The organism is Micromonospora sp. NPDC005291 (assembly GCF_040607415.1).
Classification (GTDB): Bacteria; Actinomycetota; Actinomycetes; order Mycobacteriales; family Micromonosporaceae; genus Micromonospora.
The window spans coordinates 183,874-201,488 of the sequence record NZ_JBEXGR010000009.1 but is presented as its reverse complement, the minus strand read 5'-3'; the positions used below and the strand labels follow the sequence as shown (position 1 = coordinate 201,488).

General features: G+C 72.0%; 19 protein-coding genes. 7 read left to right on the top strand and 12 right to left on the bottom strand.

Going from position 1 to position 17,615, the window contains the following annotated elements:
- Window positions 1-245: 245 nt before the first annotated feature.
- From frr to ABZT18_RS15580, 5 genes are all read right to left on the bottom strand, one after another.
- Window positions 246-803, bottom strand: a complete 558-nt coding sequence (gene frr, locus ABZT18_RS15600) for a ribosome recycling factor (RefSeq protein WP_354993163.1) — start codon at window positions 801-803, stop codon at window positions 246-248.
- 82 nt (window positions 804-885) lie between these two features.
- On the bottom strand, window positions 886-1,653 hold the full coding sequence (gene pyrH, locus ABZT18_RS15595; RefSeq protein ID WP_088946657.1) for a UMP kinase: 768 nt from the start codon (window positions 1,651-1,653) through the stop codon (window positions 886-888).
- Window positions 1,654-1,813: 160 nt separating this feature from the next.
- Window positions 1,814-2,641 carry a translation elongation factor Ts gene (gene tsf / locus ABZT18_RS15590; protein ID WP_354993162.1) on the bottom strand — a complete coding sequence of 276 codons (828 nt, stop codon included), beginning with the start codon at window positions 2,639-2,641 and terminating at the stop codon, window positions 1,814-1,816.
- Window positions 2,642-2,772: 131 nt separating this feature from the next.
- Window positions 2,773-3,720 (bottom strand): 30S ribosomal protein S2, encoded by a 948-nt coding sequence (rpsB, locus tag ABZT18_RS15585; RefSeq protein ID WP_354993161.1) that lies wholly within the window; start codon window positions 3,718-3,720, stop codon window positions 2,773-2,775.
- Window positions 3,721-4,073: 353 nt separating this feature from the next.
- On the bottom strand, window positions 4,074-5,219 hold the full coding sequence (locus tag ABZT18_RS15580) for a hypothetical protein (RefSeq protein WP_354993160.1): 1,146 nt from the start codon (window positions 5,217-5,219) through the stop codon (window positions 4,074-4,076).
- A 196-nt stretch (window positions 5,220-5,415) separates the two neighbouring features.
- Between ABZT18_RS15580 and ABZT18_RS15575 the strand changes: the two genes are divergently transcribed.
- From ABZT18_RS15575 to ABZT18_RS15555, 5 genes are all read left to right on the top strand, one after another.
- Complete coding sequence (locus tag ABZT18_RS15575; RefSeq protein ID WP_354993159.1) at window positions 5,416-5,775, top strand: YraN family protein; 360 nt, start codon at window positions 5,416-5,418, stop codon at window positions 5,773-5,775.
- A gap of 39 nt (window positions 5,776-5,814) precedes the next feature.
- On the top strand, window positions 5,815-7,335 hold the full coding sequence (locus ABZT18_RS15570; protein WP_354993158.1) for a YifB family Mg chelatase-like AAA ATPase: 1,521 nt from the start codon (window positions 5,815-5,817) through the stop codon (window positions 7,333-7,335).
- Complete coding sequence (locus ABZT18_RS15565; RefSeq protein ID WP_354993157.1) at window positions 7,332-8,537, top strand: DNA-protecting protein DprA; 1,206 nt, start codon at window positions 7,332-7,334, stop codon at window positions 8,535-8,537. Before ABZT18_RS15570 ends, ABZT18_RS15565 begins: the two co-directional genes overlap by 4 nt.
- Before the next feature lie 284 nt (window positions 8,538-8,821).
- Window positions 8,822-9,820, top strand: coding sequence for a tyrosine recombinase XerC (locus tag ABZT18_RS15560; RefSeq protein WP_355251535.1), 999 nt, complete (start codon window positions 8,822-8,824; stop codon window positions 9,818-9,820).
- Window positions 9,821-9,863: 43 nt separating this feature from the next.
- Window positions 9,864-11,045: an aminotransferase class V-fold PLP-dependent enzyme gene (locus ABZT18_RS15555; protein ID WP_354993155.1), complete on the top strand. Its 1,182-nt coding sequence runs from the start codon at window positions 9,864-9,866 to the stop codon at window positions 11,043-11,045.
- On the opposite strand, the gene ABZT18_RS15550 is transcribed toward ABZT18_RS15555, so the two are convergent.
- Window positions 10,966-11,673 carry a M23 family metallopeptidase gene (locus ABZT18_RS15550; RefSeq protein ID WP_354993154.1) on the bottom strand — a complete coding sequence of 236 codons (708 nt, stop codon included), beginning with the start codon at window positions 11,671-11,673 and terminating at the stop codon, window positions 10,966-10,968. The genes ABZT18_RS15555 and ABZT18_RS15550 overlap by 80 nt on opposite strands.
- A 143-nt stretch (window positions 11,674-11,816) precedes the next feature.
- On the opposite strand from ABZT18_RS15550, the gene ABZT18_RS15545 reads away from it, so the two are divergent.
- Window positions 11,817-12,449: a class I SAM-dependent methyltransferase family protein gene (locus ABZT18_RS15545; protein ID WP_354993153.1), complete on the top strand. Its 633-nt coding sequence runs from the start codon at window positions 11,817-11,819 to the stop codon at window positions 12,447-12,449.
- Window positions 12,450-12,641: 192 nt separating this feature from the next.
- The gene (locus ABZT18_RS15540; protein WP_354993152.1) at window positions 12,642-13,784 is read left to right on the top strand and encodes a sulfite oxidase; all 1,143 of its coding nucleotides are present in this window, start codon (window positions 12,642-12,644) and stop codon (window positions 13,782-13,784) included.
- 63 nt (window positions 13,785-13,847) lie between these two features.
- Here the strand turns inward: ABZT18_RS15540 and ABZT18_RS15535 are convergent, their stop codons facing one another.
- The 6 genes from ABZT18_RS15535 to rplS form a co-directional block, all read right to left on the bottom strand.
- Window positions 13,848-14,171, bottom strand: coding sequence for a DUF2469 domain-containing protein (locus ABZT18_RS15535; RefSeq protein ID WP_007075222.1), 324 nt, complete (start codon window positions 14,169-14,171; stop codon window positions 13,848-13,850).
- A complete protein-coding gene (locus ABZT18_RS15530; protein ID WP_354993151.1) occupies window positions 14,168-14,980 on the bottom strand; it encodes a ribonuclease HII in 813 nt (270 codons plus the stop codon). Before ABZT18_RS15530 ends, ABZT18_RS15535 begins: the two co-directional genes overlap by 4 nt.
- Window positions 14,974-15,513 (bottom strand): NUDIX hydrolase, encoded by a 540-nt coding sequence (locus ABZT18_RS15525; protein WP_354993150.1) that lies wholly within the window; start codon window positions 15,511-15,513, stop codon window positions 14,974-14,976. Before ABZT18_RS15525 ends, ABZT18_RS15530 begins: the two co-directional genes overlap by 7 nt.
- 48 nt (window positions 15,514-15,561) lie before the next feature.
- Window positions 15,562-16,197 carry a signal peptidase I gene (gene lepB, locus ABZT18_RS15520; RefSeq protein WP_354993149.1) on the bottom strand — a complete coding sequence of 212 codons (636 nt, stop codon included), beginning with the start codon at window positions 16,195-16,197 and terminating at the stop codon, window positions 15,562-15,564.
- Window positions 16,198-16,207: 10 nt separating this feature from the next.
- On the bottom strand, window positions 16,208-17,077 hold the full coding sequence (gene lepB, locus ABZT18_RS15515; protein WP_354993148.1) for a signal peptidase I: 870 nt from the start codon (window positions 17,075-17,077) through the stop codon (window positions 16,208-16,210).
- 181 nt (window positions 17,078-17,258) lie between these two features.
- Complete coding sequence (gene rplS / locus ABZT18_RS15510; protein WP_354993147.1) at window positions 17,259-17,615, bottom strand: 50S ribosomal protein L19; 357 nt, start codon at window positions 17,613-17,615, stop codon at window positions 17,259-17,261.

Sequence of the window (17,615 nt, the reverse complement as noted above, 5' to 3'; positions counted from 1 at the left end):
GGAATCCTGCAGAGCCTACTGCACACGCCGTACCGGCACGGTGGACGAGGCACGGCGGCGGATGTCGCCCCTGGCCGCCAGCCCCGGGTTCGACACCCGGGCCGGCGCCCGCTTGTCGCTACGCGACGCGTACACCGGTGAGCAGTTGGCCGAGACCACCATTTCCCGCTGAGGTACGACGCGAGGCCCGTCCCCAACGTCGGGGACGGGCCTCGGAGCGTCTCACCCGCCCAGCGGGCGGACCGTCACACCTCGAGCAGTTCGGTTTCCTTGTGCTTGACCAGGTCGTCGATGCTGGCCGCGTACCGCTGGGTCAGGTCGTCGAGCTCCTTCTCGGCGCGGCGACCGTCGTCCTCGCCGGCCTCGCCGTCCTTGACGATCCGGTCCAGCTCCTCCTTGCCACGGCGGCGGACGTTGCGGATCGCCACCTTGGCCTCCTCACCCTTGTGCCGGGCCACCTTGATCATGTCGCGGCGGCGCTCCTCGGTCATCTGTGGGAGCAGGATGCGCAGCTGAGTGCCCTCGTTGTTCGGGTTCACCCCGAGGTCCGAGTCGCGGATCGCCTTCTCCATCGCGTTGATCTGCGAGTTGTCGTACGGCTTGATGATGGCCATCCGCGGCTCGGGGATCGCGATCGACGCCATCTGGGTCAGCGGCGTGGGCGTGCCGTAGTAGTCGATGATGACCTTGGAAAACATGGCGGGGTTGGCGCGACCGGTACGGATGGCGCCGAACTCCTCCTTGGCGTGCTCAACCGCACGCTCCATCTTCTCCTCGGCCTCGAGGAGGGTGTCGTCGATCACCGGTCTCCTCGCCTCCTTCTGTGCTCGTCGTGGGCTCTGCTGAAAGTCGTCAGACCGCCGCTGCCAACGCCATCGGCGGGGCTCAGGCGGTGATCAGGGTGCCGATCTTGTCGCCACCCACCGCGCGAATGATGGTGTCGTCACCCTGCGCGCCGAAGACCAGCATCGGCAGGCCGTTCTCCATGCAGAGGCTGAACGCCGCCGCGTCGGCCACCCGCAGGTTGCGGCGCAGCGCCTCGGAGAAGGTGATCGAGTCGAGTTTGCTGGCGGTGGGGTCGATCCGGGGGTCGGCCGTGTAGACGCCGTCCACGCCGTTCTTGCTCATCAGCACCACGTCGGCCCGGATCTCCAGCGCCCGCTGGGCGGCCACCGTGTCGGTGGAGAAGTACGGCATCCCGGCGCCGGCGCCGAAGATGACCACACGGCCCTTCTCCAGGTGCCGGATCGCCCGCAGCGGGATGTACGGCTCGGCGACCTGGGCCATGGTGATGGCGCTCTGCACCCGGGTCTCGATGCCTTCCTTCTCCAGGAAGTCCTGCAGCGCGAGGCAGTTCATCACGGTGCCGAGCATGCCCATGTAGTCGGCGCGGGCCCGGTCCATCCCGCGCTTCTGCAGCTCCGCGCCACGGAAGAAGTTGCCGCCACCGACCACCACGGAAACCTGCACGCCGCGGCGGACCACGGTGGCGATCTGCCGGGCGATGGCCTGGACGACGTCCGGGTCGACGCCGATCGCGCCGCCACCGAACACCTCACCGGAGAGCTTCAGCACCACCCGGCGGGCACGCCCCGGCGGCGGTGCCGTCGGATCGTCCACCGCCAGCGTCCGGTCACTCACAACCTGCGTCATCCGCCCCGCCCTTCCCCACGCGCACGCCCCGTGCGGCGCGTACCGCGAACCTGCCGCTGCCGACCCTATGTGACGAGGAGGCCGCGGTGCCTGTCATGTACACCGGCGGCCTCCTCGTTGACGTCTCTGCCCACGGGCGCCCGCGGCGCCCGGTGGCGACTCAGGCCTGGCCGACCTCGAACCGTACGAAGCGGGTGACCTCGATGCCGGCCTCGGCCAGCAGCTGCTTCACCGACTTCTTGTTGTCAGACACGGACGACTGCTCGATCAGGACGTAGTCCTTGAAGAAGGAGTTCACCCGGCCCTCGATGATCTTCGGCAGGGCCGCCTCGGGCTTGTTCTCCTCGCGGGCGGTCTGCTCGGCGATGCGCCGCTCGGACTCGACGACCTCAGCCGGAACCTCGTCCCGGGTGAGGTACTTCGGCCGCATCGCGGCGATCTGCATGGCCACACCTCGGGCGTCGGCGTCGCCCGCCTCGTCGGTCTTGCCGGTGTACGACACCAGCACACCAACGGCCGGCGGGAGGTCCTGCGCCTTGCGGTGCAGGTAGACGGCGGTGGTGCCCTCGACCTTGGCGAACCGGTTGAGCACCAGCTTCTCGCCGATCTTGACCGACTGCTCCTGGATCAGGTCCGCGACGACCTTGCCGTCGAGCTCGGTGGCGAGCAGCTCCTCGGCGGTGTTCACGCCGGAACGCTCGCCGTGCTCGACCAGCTGCTGGCCCAGCGCGATGAACGACTCGGTCTTGGCGACGAAGTCGGTCTCGCAGTTGAGCTCGAGCAGCGCCTTGCCGGAGTGGGCGACGAGGCCGTTGGCGGCCGTACGACCGGCCCGCTTGCCGACGTCCTTGGCGCCCTTGACGCGCAGGATCTCGATGGCCTTGTCGAAGTCGCCCTCGGCCTCGGTCAGCGCCTTCTTGCTGTCCATCATGCCGGCGCCGGTGAGGTCGCGGAGCTTCTTGACGTCCGCGGCGGTGATTTGGGACATGGCTCTCTCTTCGATGTTGAGACGGCGTGTGGATGGTCAGAGGTGCCGGTTACCCGGATCCGGGCGAATCGTGCCCGGCGTACCGCCGCTGCCCCGCGCCCGAAACGGACAGCGGGGCAGCGACGGTGCGATCACTCCGCGGTAGCGGTCGCCGGCTGCTCGGTGGCAGCCTGCGCCGGCTGCTCCGGGGTGGCGGGCTGCTCGGCGACAGCGGCGGGCTGCTCGGCCGGCGCGGCGGCAGGCTGCTCGGCGGCGACAGCGGCGGGCTGCGCGGCCGGGGCGGCCGACTCGTCGGCCTTCTTCGGCTCCAGCAGCTCGCGCTCCCACTCGGTCAGCGGCTCGTCGCTCGCGACACCCTCGGGCTTCTCGTCGCTGCCCCGGCGACGGCCGGAACGCGCGATCAGACCATCCGCGACGGCGGCGGCGACGACCTTGGTCAGCAGCTCGGCCGACCGGATCGCGTCGTCGTTACCCGGGATCGGGAAGTCGACCTCGTCCGGGTCACAGTTGGTGTCCAGCACCGCGATCACCGGGATGCCCAGCTTGCGGGCCTCGTCGACGGCGATGTGCTCCTTCTTGGTGTCGACGATCCAGACCGCGGCGGGAAGCTTCTGCATGTCCCGCAGACCACCGAGGGTGCGGGTCAGCTTGATCTTCTCGCGGGAGAGCTGCAGGGTCTCCTTCTTGGTGTAACCGGCGGTGGTGCCGCTGAGGTCACCCAGGCCCTCCAGCTCCTTCATCCGCTGGAGCCGCTTGTACACCGTCTGGAAGTTGGTCAGCATGCCACCGAGCCAGCGGTGGTTGACGTACGGCTGGCCGACCCGGGTCGCATGCTCGGCAATCGCCTCCTGGGCCTGCTTCTTGGTGCCGACGAACAGGATGCTGCCACCCTCGGCGACGGTCCCACGCACGAACTCGTACGCCTTCTCGATGTACTCGAGGGTCTGGCGCAGGTCGATGATGTAGATGCCGTTGCGCTCGGTCATGATGAAGCGCTTCATCTTCGGGTTCCAGCGCCGGGTCTGGTGCCCGAAGTGGACACCGCTCTCCAGCAGCTGGCGCATGGTCACGACGGCCATGGTTGGGGTACTCCTCAAGATCCCTGGTTGTCACGCCCGGCCGGTGGCCGGGCGTCCTGGCGCCTGGTCGCCGGCCCATGGTGGACCCGATCAAGATCGGGACCAGGGAGGCCGTCACTCCACGATGATTCGTGAAGAGGGCGCGCGAGGTCGACCGCACGAGGCGGTCGCCAGTTGGCCAGTGTACGCCCCTCACCCGTTCAGCCTTTCCGGGGTGCGCGCGGGTGCTGAGCCGCCGCTCGCCGCTCGCCGCCCGCTCGCGCTGGACGATCGCGCTGGTTCATGGAAATAGTGGCCTCCGCGTCGCCGGAGGCCACTATTTCCTGGTTGTTGCGTGAATCAACAGCGGCGGGTCAGCCGGCGGCGAGCGCCGCCGCGAGGAAGAGCCCCAGGCCGACGGTCAGGTAGGCCGTCGGTGGGCGTAGCCAGCCCCGGCCGCCGTCGGAAAGCGCCAAACCTCCGGTACGGAGCCCATAGAGCCCGGTTGCGAAGATCGGGAGAGCGGCGACCAGGGCGATACCCACCACCACGTTCCCGGCGTCCACCGGATCACCGGTCACGCCCGCCAGCAGCACCCGCAGCGCGGGAACCTCGAAGATCAACACCAGCAGGGCGAAGAGTACGGCCAACACCGGCCGACGGGTCCGGTAGACGCCGTCGGCCACCGGCGGATACACCGACGGCTCGCCTGCGGGCAGCTCCCCGCGCGGGATGATCGGGGTCATCGGGCCGGTCGGCATCTCCAGCGGGTGCGGCGTGTCGCCGCCCCGGGTCGGCTCGATGATCGGATATGCGCTGAGCGGGGCCGGACGAGCCTGGTCGGCGAGCACACCGGCCGACGTGTCGCTTGGCGGCGTCGGCGTCGCCACCCGGTTGGCGGTGGCGTCCTCGCGGCCGATGGTCAGCCGGGAATCCGTCCCGGCCGACTCCCGGGCGGCCCGGCGACCGGGCAGCTCGCCGGAGATCTCCGAGGGGTCCCGCTCCGCGCGCCGGGACCGGGTAGCCCGGTATCCGTCGGTCTCCGGCCGGGCGTCCCCCAACGGGTCGACCGCGCCGAACCGCCCGGAGTCGGGCTCAGGCGTACCGAAGCGGACGGGCTGGCCCTCGACCGCCCCAAAGCGACCGGAGTCCGGCTCCGCGACGCCAAAGCGAGCCGAGTCAGGCTCCGTCGAGGCGAAGCGGCTCGAATCCGGCTCCGCCGAGGCGAAGCGAGCCAGGTCCGGCTCCGCCGAGGCGAAGCGGCCCGAATCCGGCTCAGGCGTGCCGAGGCGGCCCGCGTCGACGGCGCCGAAGCGGCCGGAGTCCGGCTCCCGACGTCGGCCAGCGCCGGTGTCCTCGCCGAAGCGGCCCTCGTCGGCGCCACGCTGCTCGGGAATCTCGCTGTCCCGGTACCGCGGTTCGCCCGCGCCACGCCACTCCGACTCGCCGTAACCGCGACCCCGCTCGTCGGGGTACCAGCGCGGCTCCTGATCTTCCGGAATGCTCCGTCGTCCGTCCACGTCCGGCACCGTATGCGACCGGCTGCCTGCGCGCCATTTGAACCCGCGCGGGCCGCGCCGGCCGCCCACCTGTGCAGCAGGGTGCCGTAGCACATCGCGGGCTTGATCGTCCGGCTGTCCACAGGTGGCCCGTCGTCCACAGTTCGGCCTCCAGCGGGGTCGCGATGCCGGTGCGGCGACAGGCACCGTGCCGGCCATGACGAAGCGGAACCAGGCGGTTGGCGCCTACGGCGAGCGGTGCGCCGCCCAGCACCTGACCGAGGCAGGGCTGCGCCCGGTCGCCCGAAACTGGCGCTGCCCGGCCGGGGAGATCGACATCATCGCGTGGGATGGGCCGGTGCTCGCCTTCTGCGAGGTGAAGACCCGCCGGAGCGACGACTTCGGCACCCCTGCCGAAGCCGTCGTGCCGGCCAAGGCCCGCCGACTGCGTGGGCTCGCCGCGCGTTGGCTGGCCGAGACGGGCACGACCGCCGAGGAGGTTCGCTTCGACGTGCTGTCGGTGCGCCTACCGGACGCCGGCCCGGCCCAGGTCGACCACCTCAAGGGCGCGTTCTGAGATGCGGACACCGGACGTTCGGGCTGTCGGTGACGCGCGATGAGCTACGCGAAGGTGCTCTGTGTGGGGCTGGTCGGCGTCACCGGCCACCTGGTCGAGGTGGAGGCCGACCTGGCCGCCGGTCTACCAGCGGTGGTGATCTCCGGTCTGCCGGACACCGCCCTGCACGAGGCCCGCGACCGCGTCCGCGCCGCCGTGGTCAACTCCGGCCAGCGCTGGCCCAACCGGCGGATCACCCTCAACCTGCTGCCCGCCACGCTGCCGAAGTTCGGCTCGGGGTTCGACCTGGCCATCGCCGCAGCTCTGTTGGGCGGCTCGGGTGAGCTGCCGCTGCTTCCCCTGGAGGGGGTGGTGGTCCTCGGCGAGCTGGGGCTGGACGGAACGGTCCGGCCGGTGCGCGGGGTGCTCCCGATGGTCGCCGCCGCAGCCCAGGCCGGCGTCGAGCGGGTGATCGTCCCGGTCGGCAACGCCGCCGAGGCCGCGGTCATCCCCGGGGTACGGGTGCGAGCGGTGGACACCCTGCACCGGCTGGTCGCCTTCGTTCGCGACGGCACCCCGCTGATCGAGCCGCCGGCCGCCACCCCGGCGCCGGCCGCCGACGGGCCGGATCTCGCCGACGTCGCCGGGCAGCAGATGGGCCGGCGCGCATTGGAGGTCGCCGCCGCTGGCGGGCACCACGTGGCACTGCTCGGCCCTCCGGGCGCCGGCAAGACGATGCTCGCCGAACGGCTGCCGTCGATCCTTCCCGAGCTGGACGACGACGCGGCGCTGGAGGTCACCGCGCTGCACTCGGTCGCCGGGCTGCTGCCACCGGGCGGCCGGTTGCTGCGTCGCCCGCCGTTCCAGGCACCGCACCACACCGCGACCGTCCCGTCGCTGGTCGGTGGCGGCTCGGGGCTGGCCCGACCCGGCGCGGTGTCGCTGGCACACCGCGGTGTGCTCTTTCTGGATGAGGCCCCCGAGTTCAGCAAGGGTGCCCTGGAGGCACTGCGTCAACCCTTGGAGCACGGCCGCATTCAGCTGACTCGCAGCGGGGGCGGCACCGTGTACCCGGCCCGAACCCAGTTGGTGCTGGCCGCCAACCCGTGCCCCTGTGCCAAACCGGCCGGCGACGCGCACTGCGAGTGCACGCCGTTGGCCCGCCGCCGCTACCTGGGCCGGCTCTCCGGGCCGCTGCTCGACCGGATCGACGTGCAGGTGCGGCTGATGCCGGTGCGGGCGGCGGAACTGATGGCACCCGACGGCGAGGCCGAGCCCTCGGCGACGGTCGCCGCCCGGGTGGCGGCTGCCCGGCAGGCGGCGGCCACCCGCTGGGCCAGCCTCGGTCGGCGAGTCAACGCCGAGGTGGACGGCCCGCATCTGCGCCGACCGCCGTGGCGGCTGCCCGCCCGGGTCACCGTCGAGCTGCGTGGCCGGCTCGACTCCGGCTCGCTGTCGGCACGCGGCTTCGATCGGGTGATCCGGATGGCCTGGACCATCGCTGATCTGGACGGCCGGGACCGGCCAGACCTGGACGACGTCCGGGAGGCGATCCAACTACGGACGGGGGAGGCGACGTGAGCGCCGACGAGGAACGCAGGCTGGCCCGGGTCGCACTGACCTGGCTGGCCGAGCCGGGCACCCGCGCGGTGCACCGACTGGTGGAACGGCTCGGCCCGGTGGCGACCCTGGACCTGCTGCTCGACGGCGGCAGCCCGGACGGCTGGCTGCACACCACGGTGGCCGCCCGGTCGGCGGCTGGCGACGCCCGGGCGGTGGCGGCCGAGGCGCTGGACCGGGCGGACCGGCTCGGTGCCCGGCTGGTCACACCGGACGACGAGGAGTGGCCGGCCCGGGTGGCGGGCCTGGCCACGCTGCACCTGCCGGACGTCACCCGCCGGGTGGACGGTGAGACAGCCCCACCGCTCTGCTTCTGGGTACGCGGCAGCTGGCCGCTGGGCGAGGCCCTGGAGCGCTCGGTGGCCGTGGTCGGGGCGCGGGCGGCGACCGGCTACGGCCAGCACGTCGCCACTGAGCTGGGGTACGGGCTGGCCGAGCGGGACTGGACCGTCGTGTCCGGTGGCGCGTTCGGCATCGACGCTGCCGCCCACCGGGGTGCCCTCAACGCGGGCGGCCTGACCGTTGCGGTGCTCGCCTGTGGGCTGGACCGGCCGTACCCGATGGGCAACGCCGCGCTCTTCGACCGGATCGCCGACACCGGGCTGCTGGTCAGCGAGTGGCCGCCCGGCGCCGAGCCGCTGCGGCCCCGGTTCCTGATCCGCAACCGGGTGATCGCCGGAGGCACCCTGGGCACCGTCGTGGTGGAGGCGTCGGCGCGCAGTGGCGCGACACAGACCGCTCGGCGAGCCATCTACACCGAGCGGGTGGCCATGGTGGTGCCCGGGCCGGTGACCTCGGCGATGTCCGTCGGGGCACACGAGTTGCTCCGCGAGTTCCCCAAGGCCCGGCTGGTCACCGGGGTGGCGCACGTGCTTGAGGAGGTAGGCCGGATCGGCACGGACCTGGCCCCGCTGGCGCGCGGCCCGCAACGGGCGACCGACACGCTCGACGACGACGCGCGCTCGCTGCTGGAGGCGCTGCCCCGCCGGGGCGCGATGGGCGTGGACCGGCTCGCCGCCCGCGCCGGTGTCGACCTACGGACCGCGTTGCGCAAGCTGTCCCTGCTGGAGGAGTTGTCCATGGTGGTCCGTCGCGACGACGGCTATGCCCTCACCTCACCCGTCAAACCGAAGCGCGGCACCGAAGGCGTCACCGCACCCTGAAGCACCGGGCACCCCGACAGTCGGTGTTGCCGGTACCGTGCGCGGTCATGGGTGCTATCAAGCCGTGGCACATCACCACGCTGTGCTGTCTCGTCACGTCCGCCGCGCTCATTGCCGGCTTGGTCGCGGTACTGATCAAGAGGGCCAACCGCCGCTAGACGAACACCGGCACCATCGTGGCCGGTGACGTACGTCGCCCGGCCGTAGGCTGGTGCCGTGCCAGCTGTCAGTGGGGTTGCCTGGGCCGGTCGGGCCAGCGCGTCGGCGCGGCTGGCGGGGCCACGATGAGCCGGCCCGACCGGGGCACCCGGGCCATGCACCAGGCACTACCGCCAGCGCTGCGCGACGCCATCGACGACTTCGCCGAGCACCTGTCCCGGGTGCGTAACCGGTCGGCGCACACCGTCCGCGCGTACGTCACCGATCTCGTCTCACTGCTCGACCACGCCGTACGGATGGGCTGCGGCGACCTGGCCGAGCTGGACCTGTCGGTGCTGCGCAGTTGGCTGGCGCGGCAGCGAACCACTGGTGCGGCCCGCACGTCGTTGGCCCGGCGGGCCGCGTCGGCGCGGGCGTTCAGCGCGTGGGCGCACCGGGCCGGGCTGCTCTCCGCCGACGTGGGTGCCGCGCTCGCCAGCCCTCGTGCGCACCGGGAGCTGCCCACCGTTCTGCGCGCCGACCAGGCCGCCGCTCTGGTCGAGGCGCCCACCCGGCAGGCACCGCCCGCGGACCCACCGACCGGACCGGCATCGGGCGCAGCGGAACGGGCCGCGACCGAGGCGGTGCCGCTGCGCGACCGGGTGCTGCTCGAGCTGCTCTACGCCACCGGTGTGCGGGTCAGCGAGGCCTGCGGGTTGGACGTCGGGGACGTCGACCACGGCCGACGGGTGATCCGGGTGTTCGGCAAGGGCGGACGGGAACGCTCGGTGCCGTACGGGGTGCCCGCTCAGCGGGCGTTGGACGAGTGGCTACGCCGGGGACGCCCACCGTTGGTGGGCGTCCACTCTGGCGACGCGCTGCTGCTCGGCGCCCGAGGTGGTCGGCTCAACACGACGACAGCGCGTCAGATCGTCGGTGCGTACGCCGAGACAGCCGGCCTGCCCCGGATCAGCCCGCACGGTCTGCGCCACTCCGCTGCCACCCATCTCCTGGAGGGTGGTGCGGACCTGCGCGCCGTGCAGGAGCTGCTCGGCCACTCGTCGCTGGCCAGCACGCAGATCTACACGCACGTCTCGGTGGAGCGGCTGCGTGCCGCGTACCGCCAGGCCCACCCGCGCGCCTGATCAAGGGCCGGAGGCGAGGGAGCGCGGCGGTTACGATCATCAAGTGAGCGTCCCGCAGCCCCCTGAGCCGATCCCGGGCGCCCGCCTGCTCTTCTCCCTGGATCCGGCGGTCAGCCACCTCAACCACGGCTCGTTCGGCGCGGTCCCGATCGGCGTGCAGCGAGCCCAGCAGCGGCTGCGCGACGAGATGGAGGCCAACCCCCTGCGCTTCTTCACCCAGGGGCTGGTCGATCGGATCGCCCACACCCGCCAGCACCTTGCCGGGTTCCTGGGCGCCGACCCCGATGGCAGCGCCCTGGTGGGCAACACGACCACCGGCGTCGCCGTGGTGCTCCAGTCGCTGGGCCTGCGACCCGGTGACGAGGTGCTCAGCACCGACCACGGGTACGGGGCGGTGAGCCTGGCCATCCAACGTGAGTGCCGCCGCACCGAAGCGGTCGGCCGGGTCCTGCCGATCCCGCTGGACGCCACCCACGAGCAGATCGTGCAGACCATCCGCGCCGGCCTGCGTCCAGGGCGTACCCGGCTACTTGTCGTCGATCAGCTCACTTCGGCCACCGCCAAGCTCTTCCCGACCGCCGCCATCGTCGGGGTTGCCCGCGAACATGGCGTGCCGGTCCTGGTGGACGCCGCGCATGCCCCGGGCATGCTGCCGACGCCGGTGGCCAGCATCGGCGCCGACTTCTGGGTGGGCAACCTGCACAAGTGGGCGTACGCCCCGCGCGGGACCGCCCTGCTGGCGGTGGCACCGCAGTGGCGGGACCAGATCGAGCCACTGGTGGTCTCCTGGGAGCAGGACTCCGGTTTCCCGGCCCGGATCGAGTGGCAGGCGACTCTCGACTACACGCCCTGGCTGGCCGCCCCGGCGGGCCTGTTCACGCTGCGCAGTCTCGGCCTCGACCGGGTGCGGGCGCACAACTCCGCCCTCGCCGCGTACGGCCAGCGGGTGGTGGGGGACGCGCTGGGGGTGCCCCCCGCCCAACTGCCCGACCCCGGCGGGCCGGGGGTGTCTCTGCGCCTCATTCCGCTGCCGGCGGGCACAGCCCCCACCATCGACGCGGCGCGGGCGTTGCAGACGCGGATCGGCGAGCGGCTCGCCGCCGAGGTGGCGGTGATGAGCTGGAGCGGCCAGGGGTGGCTGCGGCTCACCGGTCAGGTCTACAACACCGCCGACGAGTACGAACGGCTGGCCGTGCGGCTGCCGGCACTGCTCGCCCAGCGCTGACCCCACTACCCCCGCCGGCACTGACCCCGTCGACCGGGAGCAGTCGCACCGGGCCGAGGCCGAGCAGTGCCAGCGGGTCCAGATACTCCTGGCCCCGGCGTAGACCCCAGTGCAGGCACGCGTCGGCCGGGCAACCCGGATGTCCGGGCAGCAGCTCACCCAGTGGCGCGCCGGCGGCGACCGGCTGGCCGGGGCGTACGGCTGGTCGGACCGGTTCGTGGGTGGTTCGCAGCCCGTCGGCGTGCCCCACGGTGATCACCGGGCGGCCGGTCACCAGACCGGCGAAGAGCACGGTGCCCGACCCGGCGCTGCGGACCACCGCTCCGGGCGGGGCGGCCAGGTCGACCCCCCGATGGCCGGGCAGCCAGGGCCGGGGCGGCGGATCGAACCGGCGTACCGGACGAGGCGGCCCGTCGACCGGCCAGCGGAACCGCCCGGGGCCGGCGTCCACCTGGTCCGCCACCGCCGCCACAGCGAGCGGCACGGCCGGCGCCGGTGATTGGCCGGGCACTGCCGCGACCAGCACGGCCAGCCCGCAGAGCTGGACGGTCAGCGCGAGCGGCAACGCGGTGCAGAGCAGGACGGTACGGCGGATCGAGCCGACGCACGGTGCGGATGGCGGTCGCATGACGGCAGCCTTCGGCCAGGGCCGGGTCGTCCGCCAGCCCGGCCGACCGAGCTGTGGATGACCGGAGGACCTGTGGACGACGACCCGAAGGCGTCGATGATCTGCTATGCCCGGGGTTGGTGGACGCTACCTATGCTGGGCCGATGACTCGGGACTGGCTCTCCTGGCACGAGGACTACGACGAGCCGGGGTCGGCCTTGGCCGCCCGGCTGACCAAGGTGCAGGAGCAGGTCCGGACGGCCCTGGACCGCGCACCGGCCGGGCCGCTGCGGGTGGTCAGCGCCTGCGCGGGTCAGGGGCGAGACCTGATCCCGGTGCTCGCCACACACCCCCGCCAAGCCGACGTGACCGCCCGCCTGGTCGAGTTGGACCCGCGCAACGCCGCGATGGCCGAGGACGCCGCACGGGCGGCCGGGCTGACCAGCGTGCAGGTGGTGGTGGGCGACGCCGGGTTGACCGACGCGTACGCCGATCTGGTCCCCGCCGACGTGGTGCTGCTCTGCGGGGTGTTCGGCAACGTGTCGGACGCCGACGTCAGGGCCACCGTCGGGCACTGCGCCGCCCTCTGCGCGAGCGGCGGCACGGTGATCTGGACGCGGCACCGGCGCGAGCCCGATCTGGTGCCGGCCATCGGAGACTGGTTCGCGCACGAGGGGTTCGCGCAGATCGCGGTCAGCACCCCGGCCGAACAGGTGGGTGTCGGCGTACACCGGCACCTCGGCCATCCCCGGCCGCTGCCCTCCGGGATGACGATGTTCCGTTTCCTGCCGAGCTGATGCAGCATTCCCCTCCGGTCACCTCCTGGTCGACGTCGGAGGGAACATCGAGAATCAATTCCGCATGCGCGGCCTCCTCGGTGGTGAGGCGCTCGAACGCCGCGGCATCCGCCGGCCCGTGTTGGGCCATCACGGAGGGCCTAGGCTGGGCCGCGTACGGCGGGTGCCGCCGTTTGGACCGGGAGGCCCCGCATGACCAGTGTCGATGACCGGACGAAGCCCCCCAGCGGGCCGACGCTGGCCGAGGTGAGCGGGCCGTCCCGGCTCGCGGAGCCGGACGAGGCGATCAGCGCCGAGGAGTTGCAGCTCGCCGCCCGCAACCACGGCATCCCGTTGGAGGCGCTGCGCTACGACGTCACCCCGGCCGGGCTGCACTACCTGCTGATCCACTACGACATTCCGGAGCTCGACCCGGCGACGCACACGCTGACCATCGGCGGCGCGGTGGACCGGCCGCTGACGGTCACGCTTGCCGAGCTGCGCGAGCGGCCGCGGGTCACCCACCAGGTGACCCTGGAGTGCGCCGGCAACGGTCGAGCCCTGCTGCACCCCCGGCCGGTCAGCCAGCCCTGGCTGGTCGAGGCGGTCGGCAACGCCGAGTGGACCGGCACCCCGCTGGCGCCGCTGCTGCGTGAGGCGGGCCTCGGGTCGGACGCGGTGGACGTGGTCTTCACCGGCGCCGATCACGGTGTCGAACGCGGGATCGAGCAGGACTACCAGCGGGCGCTGCCGGTCGCCGACGCGCTGCGCGAGGAGGTGCTGCTGGCGTACGAGATGAACGGCGCTGCCCTGCTGCCGCAGCACGGCGCGCCGCTGCGACTGATCGTGCCTGGCTGGTACGGCATGGCGCACGTGAAGTGGGTCCACTCCATCGAGATTCAGACCAGACCGTTCGACGGCTACCAGAACGCGGTGGCCTACCGGGTGCGCCAGGATGCCGACGACCCGGGCGTGCCGGTCACGCGGATCGAGCCGCGTGCGCTGGTCCGTCCGCCCGGCTTCCCCGACTTCATGTCCCGCCGCCGGGTGCTGCGCCCGGGACCGTGCACCCTCGACGGTCGGGCCTGGTCGGGGCACGCGCCGGTGGTCGCCGTTGAGGTGACCACCGACGGCGGGGAGAGCTGGGCACCGGCCGAGCTGGACCCGGCGGAGGCTGGAGATTTCGCCTGGCGGCGCTGGCGACACGAGTGGGTCGCGACGCCCGGTCGGTACGTGCTCGGCGCGCGGGCGACCGACGCGTCCGGGCGGACCCAGCCGGTCGAGCAACCGTGGAACCGTGGCGGCTTCGCCAACAACCTGGTGCAGCGGGTCGAGGTCGTGGTGCCGGCCGAGTGATCGGCGGCGACGGCTACGCCACGGGTGGGGGGCCCGTGGTGCGGCCGGGCGGTACGGGTGCGGTCAGCCGCCGAAGCCGGAGTCGGCCGGCAGCGAGATGTCGGGCTTCTCCAGCTCCTCGACGTTGACGTCCTTGAAGGTCATCACCCGGACGTTCTTCACGAAGCGGGCAGGACGATACATGTCCCACACCCAGGCGTCGTGCATCTCGACCTCGAAGTAGACCTCGCCGTCGGAGTTGCGCACGTGCAGGTCGACCTGGTTGGCCAGGTAGAACCGACGCTCCGTCTCCACCACGTACGAGAATTGGCGGACAATGTCGCGGTACTCCCGGTAGAGCTGCAGCTCCATCTCGGTCTCGTACTTCTCGAGATCTTCCGCGCTCATCGCACTCCGCCTTCCATGGCCACATCTTCCCCCACCGGCGTCGGAGGCCGAGGCTGCTCGCCCAACGCCACGCCGACGGTACCCCCTGACGCCCAGGAGCGCTCCATCGGCTCTTCCGGGCCGTGGCCGCCGGGCCGTCGGGCGCGCGGCGGCCGGCCGTCGCGGCCGGAGACGGTGGCGACATTGACGTACGAGAACCGGTGCTCCCGGCACGGCCCGTGCTCCCGCAGCGCCGCGGTGTGCTCCGGGGTGATGTAGCCCTTGTGCTCGGCGAAGCCGTACGCCGGGAACACCCCGTCCATCTCCACCATGATCCGGTCCCGGGTGACCTTGGCCAGCACGCTGGCTGCCGCCACGCACGCCGCCACGCGGTCGCCCTTCCACACCGCCAGCCCGGGCACGCCCAGGCCGTCCACGCCGAAGCCGTCGGTCAGCACGTACTCCGGGCGCGTGGTGAGCGAGGCGAGTGCCCGGCGCATCGCGGCCAGGTTGCACACGTGCAGCCCCCGAGCGTCGACCTCCTCGGCCGGGATGACCACCACGGCGTACGCGAGTGCCCGGTCCACGACCTCCGCGTACACCCGTTCCCGGCTGGCCGGGGTGAGCAGCTTCGAGTCGGCCAGCCCCTCGATCTCGCCGCGCCGCCCCTCGGGCAGCACCGCCGCGGCGGCGACCAGCGGACCGGCGCACGCGCCCCGGCCCGCCTCGTCGGCGCCGGCGACGTGCCGGAAGCCCCGCCGTTGCAGCGCCCGCTCCAGGGCGTACAGCCCGGCCTCGCGGCGCACGACGGTGCGCGGCGGGGTCAGCACGACGCCTCGTCCTGGTCGGCGGCGGTCGACTGCCCCAGCCGGGTCAGCAGGGCGGGCAGCTCGGAGGGGTAGAACCGCTCACCGCTGGCCACCAGCTCGTCGGGAAGCCACCAGCGGTGACCGGCGATGCTGCGCTGCTCGACGTCGTTGAAGCCCGTGGTGTCCACCTCCCAGGACGGCACCCGGAACAGGAAGAAGTCCTGCTCCTGGCGGTACCAGGTGCCGTCGAACGGAAACTCGGTCGCGTCGGACCAGACCGGCTCGCCCAGCTCGGCCGGGTCGAGCCGCAGCCCGGTCTCCTCGGCCAACTCTCGGACCGCGCCCGCCGCCGGCGACTCCCCCGGGTCGAGCCCGCCGCCCGGCGTGAACCAGTAGCGGTGCCCGGGTCGTGCCGGGTCGAAGCCCTCGAACAGCAGGACCCGACCGGCCGCGTCGACGAGCAGCACGCGGGCCGCGCGTCGAGGGGTGTAGACACGGTTGCTGCTGTTCGCGACTGCGGGGCTCGCAAGCTCACTCCTCGCGCTCACGTTCACCGCCCCAGCCTGCCAGACCGACGGCGGATCGCCCACGCCCCCGCCGGTCTACGGCTTGGGAATGCCGTCGTACTGATCGGGCACGGTCAGCCAGGTGGCCCGATTGAACGGCCAGAAGACGGTGAACGCGCGCCCGACCACTTCCTCCTCGGGGATCGTGGCCTCGGTGATGTTCTGCCCGGACTGCTGCCAGTGCTCCAGTGAGTCGCCCGAGGCCGAGCGGTGGTCACCCATCACCCACAGCCGACCCTCCGGCACCGTGATGTCGAACTCCTGGTCGGCCGGCTTGTCGCGGATCCCGTTCATCGAGAAGATGTACGGCTCATCCAGCGACTTGCCGTTGATGATCAACCGTTCCTCCGGGTCGCAGCAGACCACGTGGTCGCCGGGGGTGCCGATCACCCGCTTGATGAAGTCCTCACCGTCGGGGTTGCCGCTCCACTCGGTCGGAGCCTTGAACACGATGACCTCGCCGCGGTGCGGCGATCGGAAGTCGTAGACCAGTTTGTTGACCAGCACCCGGTCATCGATCTTGAGGGTGTTTTCCATGGACGGGGAGGGGATGAAGAAGGTCTGCAGCACGAAGGCGCGGACCAGCACCGCGACCAGGATCGCCACACCCAGCAGGATCGGCAGCTCCTTCCAGAAGGAACTGCGGGGCTTGTCGGTCTGCTCGTCAATCACGCCAAGGAGCCTACGTTGCCGGACCGGACGTCACCGTCCGGAACGCGCGGGAACCACGCAGAGCGGCCACCACCGGAAGAATGAGCAGCACACCGCCCTGCGGGGTCGGTCGCACCGGGGGCGCGCCGGAGGATGCCGTGGCCGGCCCGGACACGTCTTCGAATGTCGACGGCACCGACAGCGAATTCCACCGCGACGAGGGCCAGACCACCATGAAGGCCCGGCCGACCACGTTGTCGATCGGCACCGGGCCCTGACAGCGTGCGTCCTGGGAGACCTCGCGGTGGTCGCCCATCACGAAGATCTGACCGGGCGGTACGACAACCTCGTCGAAGCGCCGGGAGCGGCACTCCGACGGGTTGGGCGGCAGGTCCAGCGGGGAGTTCCGCAGCACGTACGGCTCGTTGAGCGGGGTGCCGTTGACGGTCACCCGACCCTGGCTGTCGCAGCACTTGATCCGGTCGCCGGGCAGACCGATCACCCGCTTGATGAAGTCCTTCTCACCGGGGCGGCTCACCCCGACCAGGTCGCCGACGGTGCGGGCGAGCTTGCCGGCGACGCCCGGATCCGGCTGTTCGTCGACCTGCGGCGCCCAGCGGTCGGTGCCCCGGAACACCACCACCTCGCCGCGTACGGGGTCACGGACGTCGTAGACGACCTTGTTGACCAGCACCCGGTCCCCGATGAGGAGCGTGTCCTCCATCGAGCCGGACGGGATGAAGAACGCCTGGAGCAGGAAGGTGCGGATCAGCACCGCGAGGCAGAAGGCGACGACCAGCAGCAGCGGAAGCTCCTGCCAGAGCGGCATCTGCCGGCGGCCACGGCGAGCCCGTCGGCGCCAGGGATCGACGGCGCCGTCCTCGTCAAGCGTCTGCACCACGCCACTCCCCGGTCCGCAGAAAAACCACCGCCCGGGAGCCTCGTCGAGGCTCCACGGGCGGTAGTGGACGGCTGCCCATCACATGGGCGGGCCTGCCGCCTAGCTGCGCCCGTACGACCAGGGTAGTGCGATCTGGTCGATACGGCATACGCGCAGCTCAGGCGGCGTGGCGAGCGGGAAGTCAGCTGGGCTGCTTCTCCCGCTTCTCCTTGATCTTGGCCTTCTTGCCGCGCAGCTCGCGCAGGAAGTACAGCTTCGCGCGACGCACGTCACCGCGGGTCAGGATCTCGATCCGGTCGATGCCCGGGCCGTTGATCGGGTAGGTCCGCTCAACGCCGACACCGAAGCTGATCTTGCGGACCGAGAAGGTCTCGCGCAGACCGTCACCCTGGCGACGGATCACGACGCCCTGGAAGATCTGGACACGGGACCGGTTGCCCTCGACGACGCGGGCGTGCACCTTGACGGTGTCACCGGCCCGGAAGTCGGGAAGGTCGGTCCGCTTCGACTGGGCGTCAAGGGCGTCCAGGATGTTCAT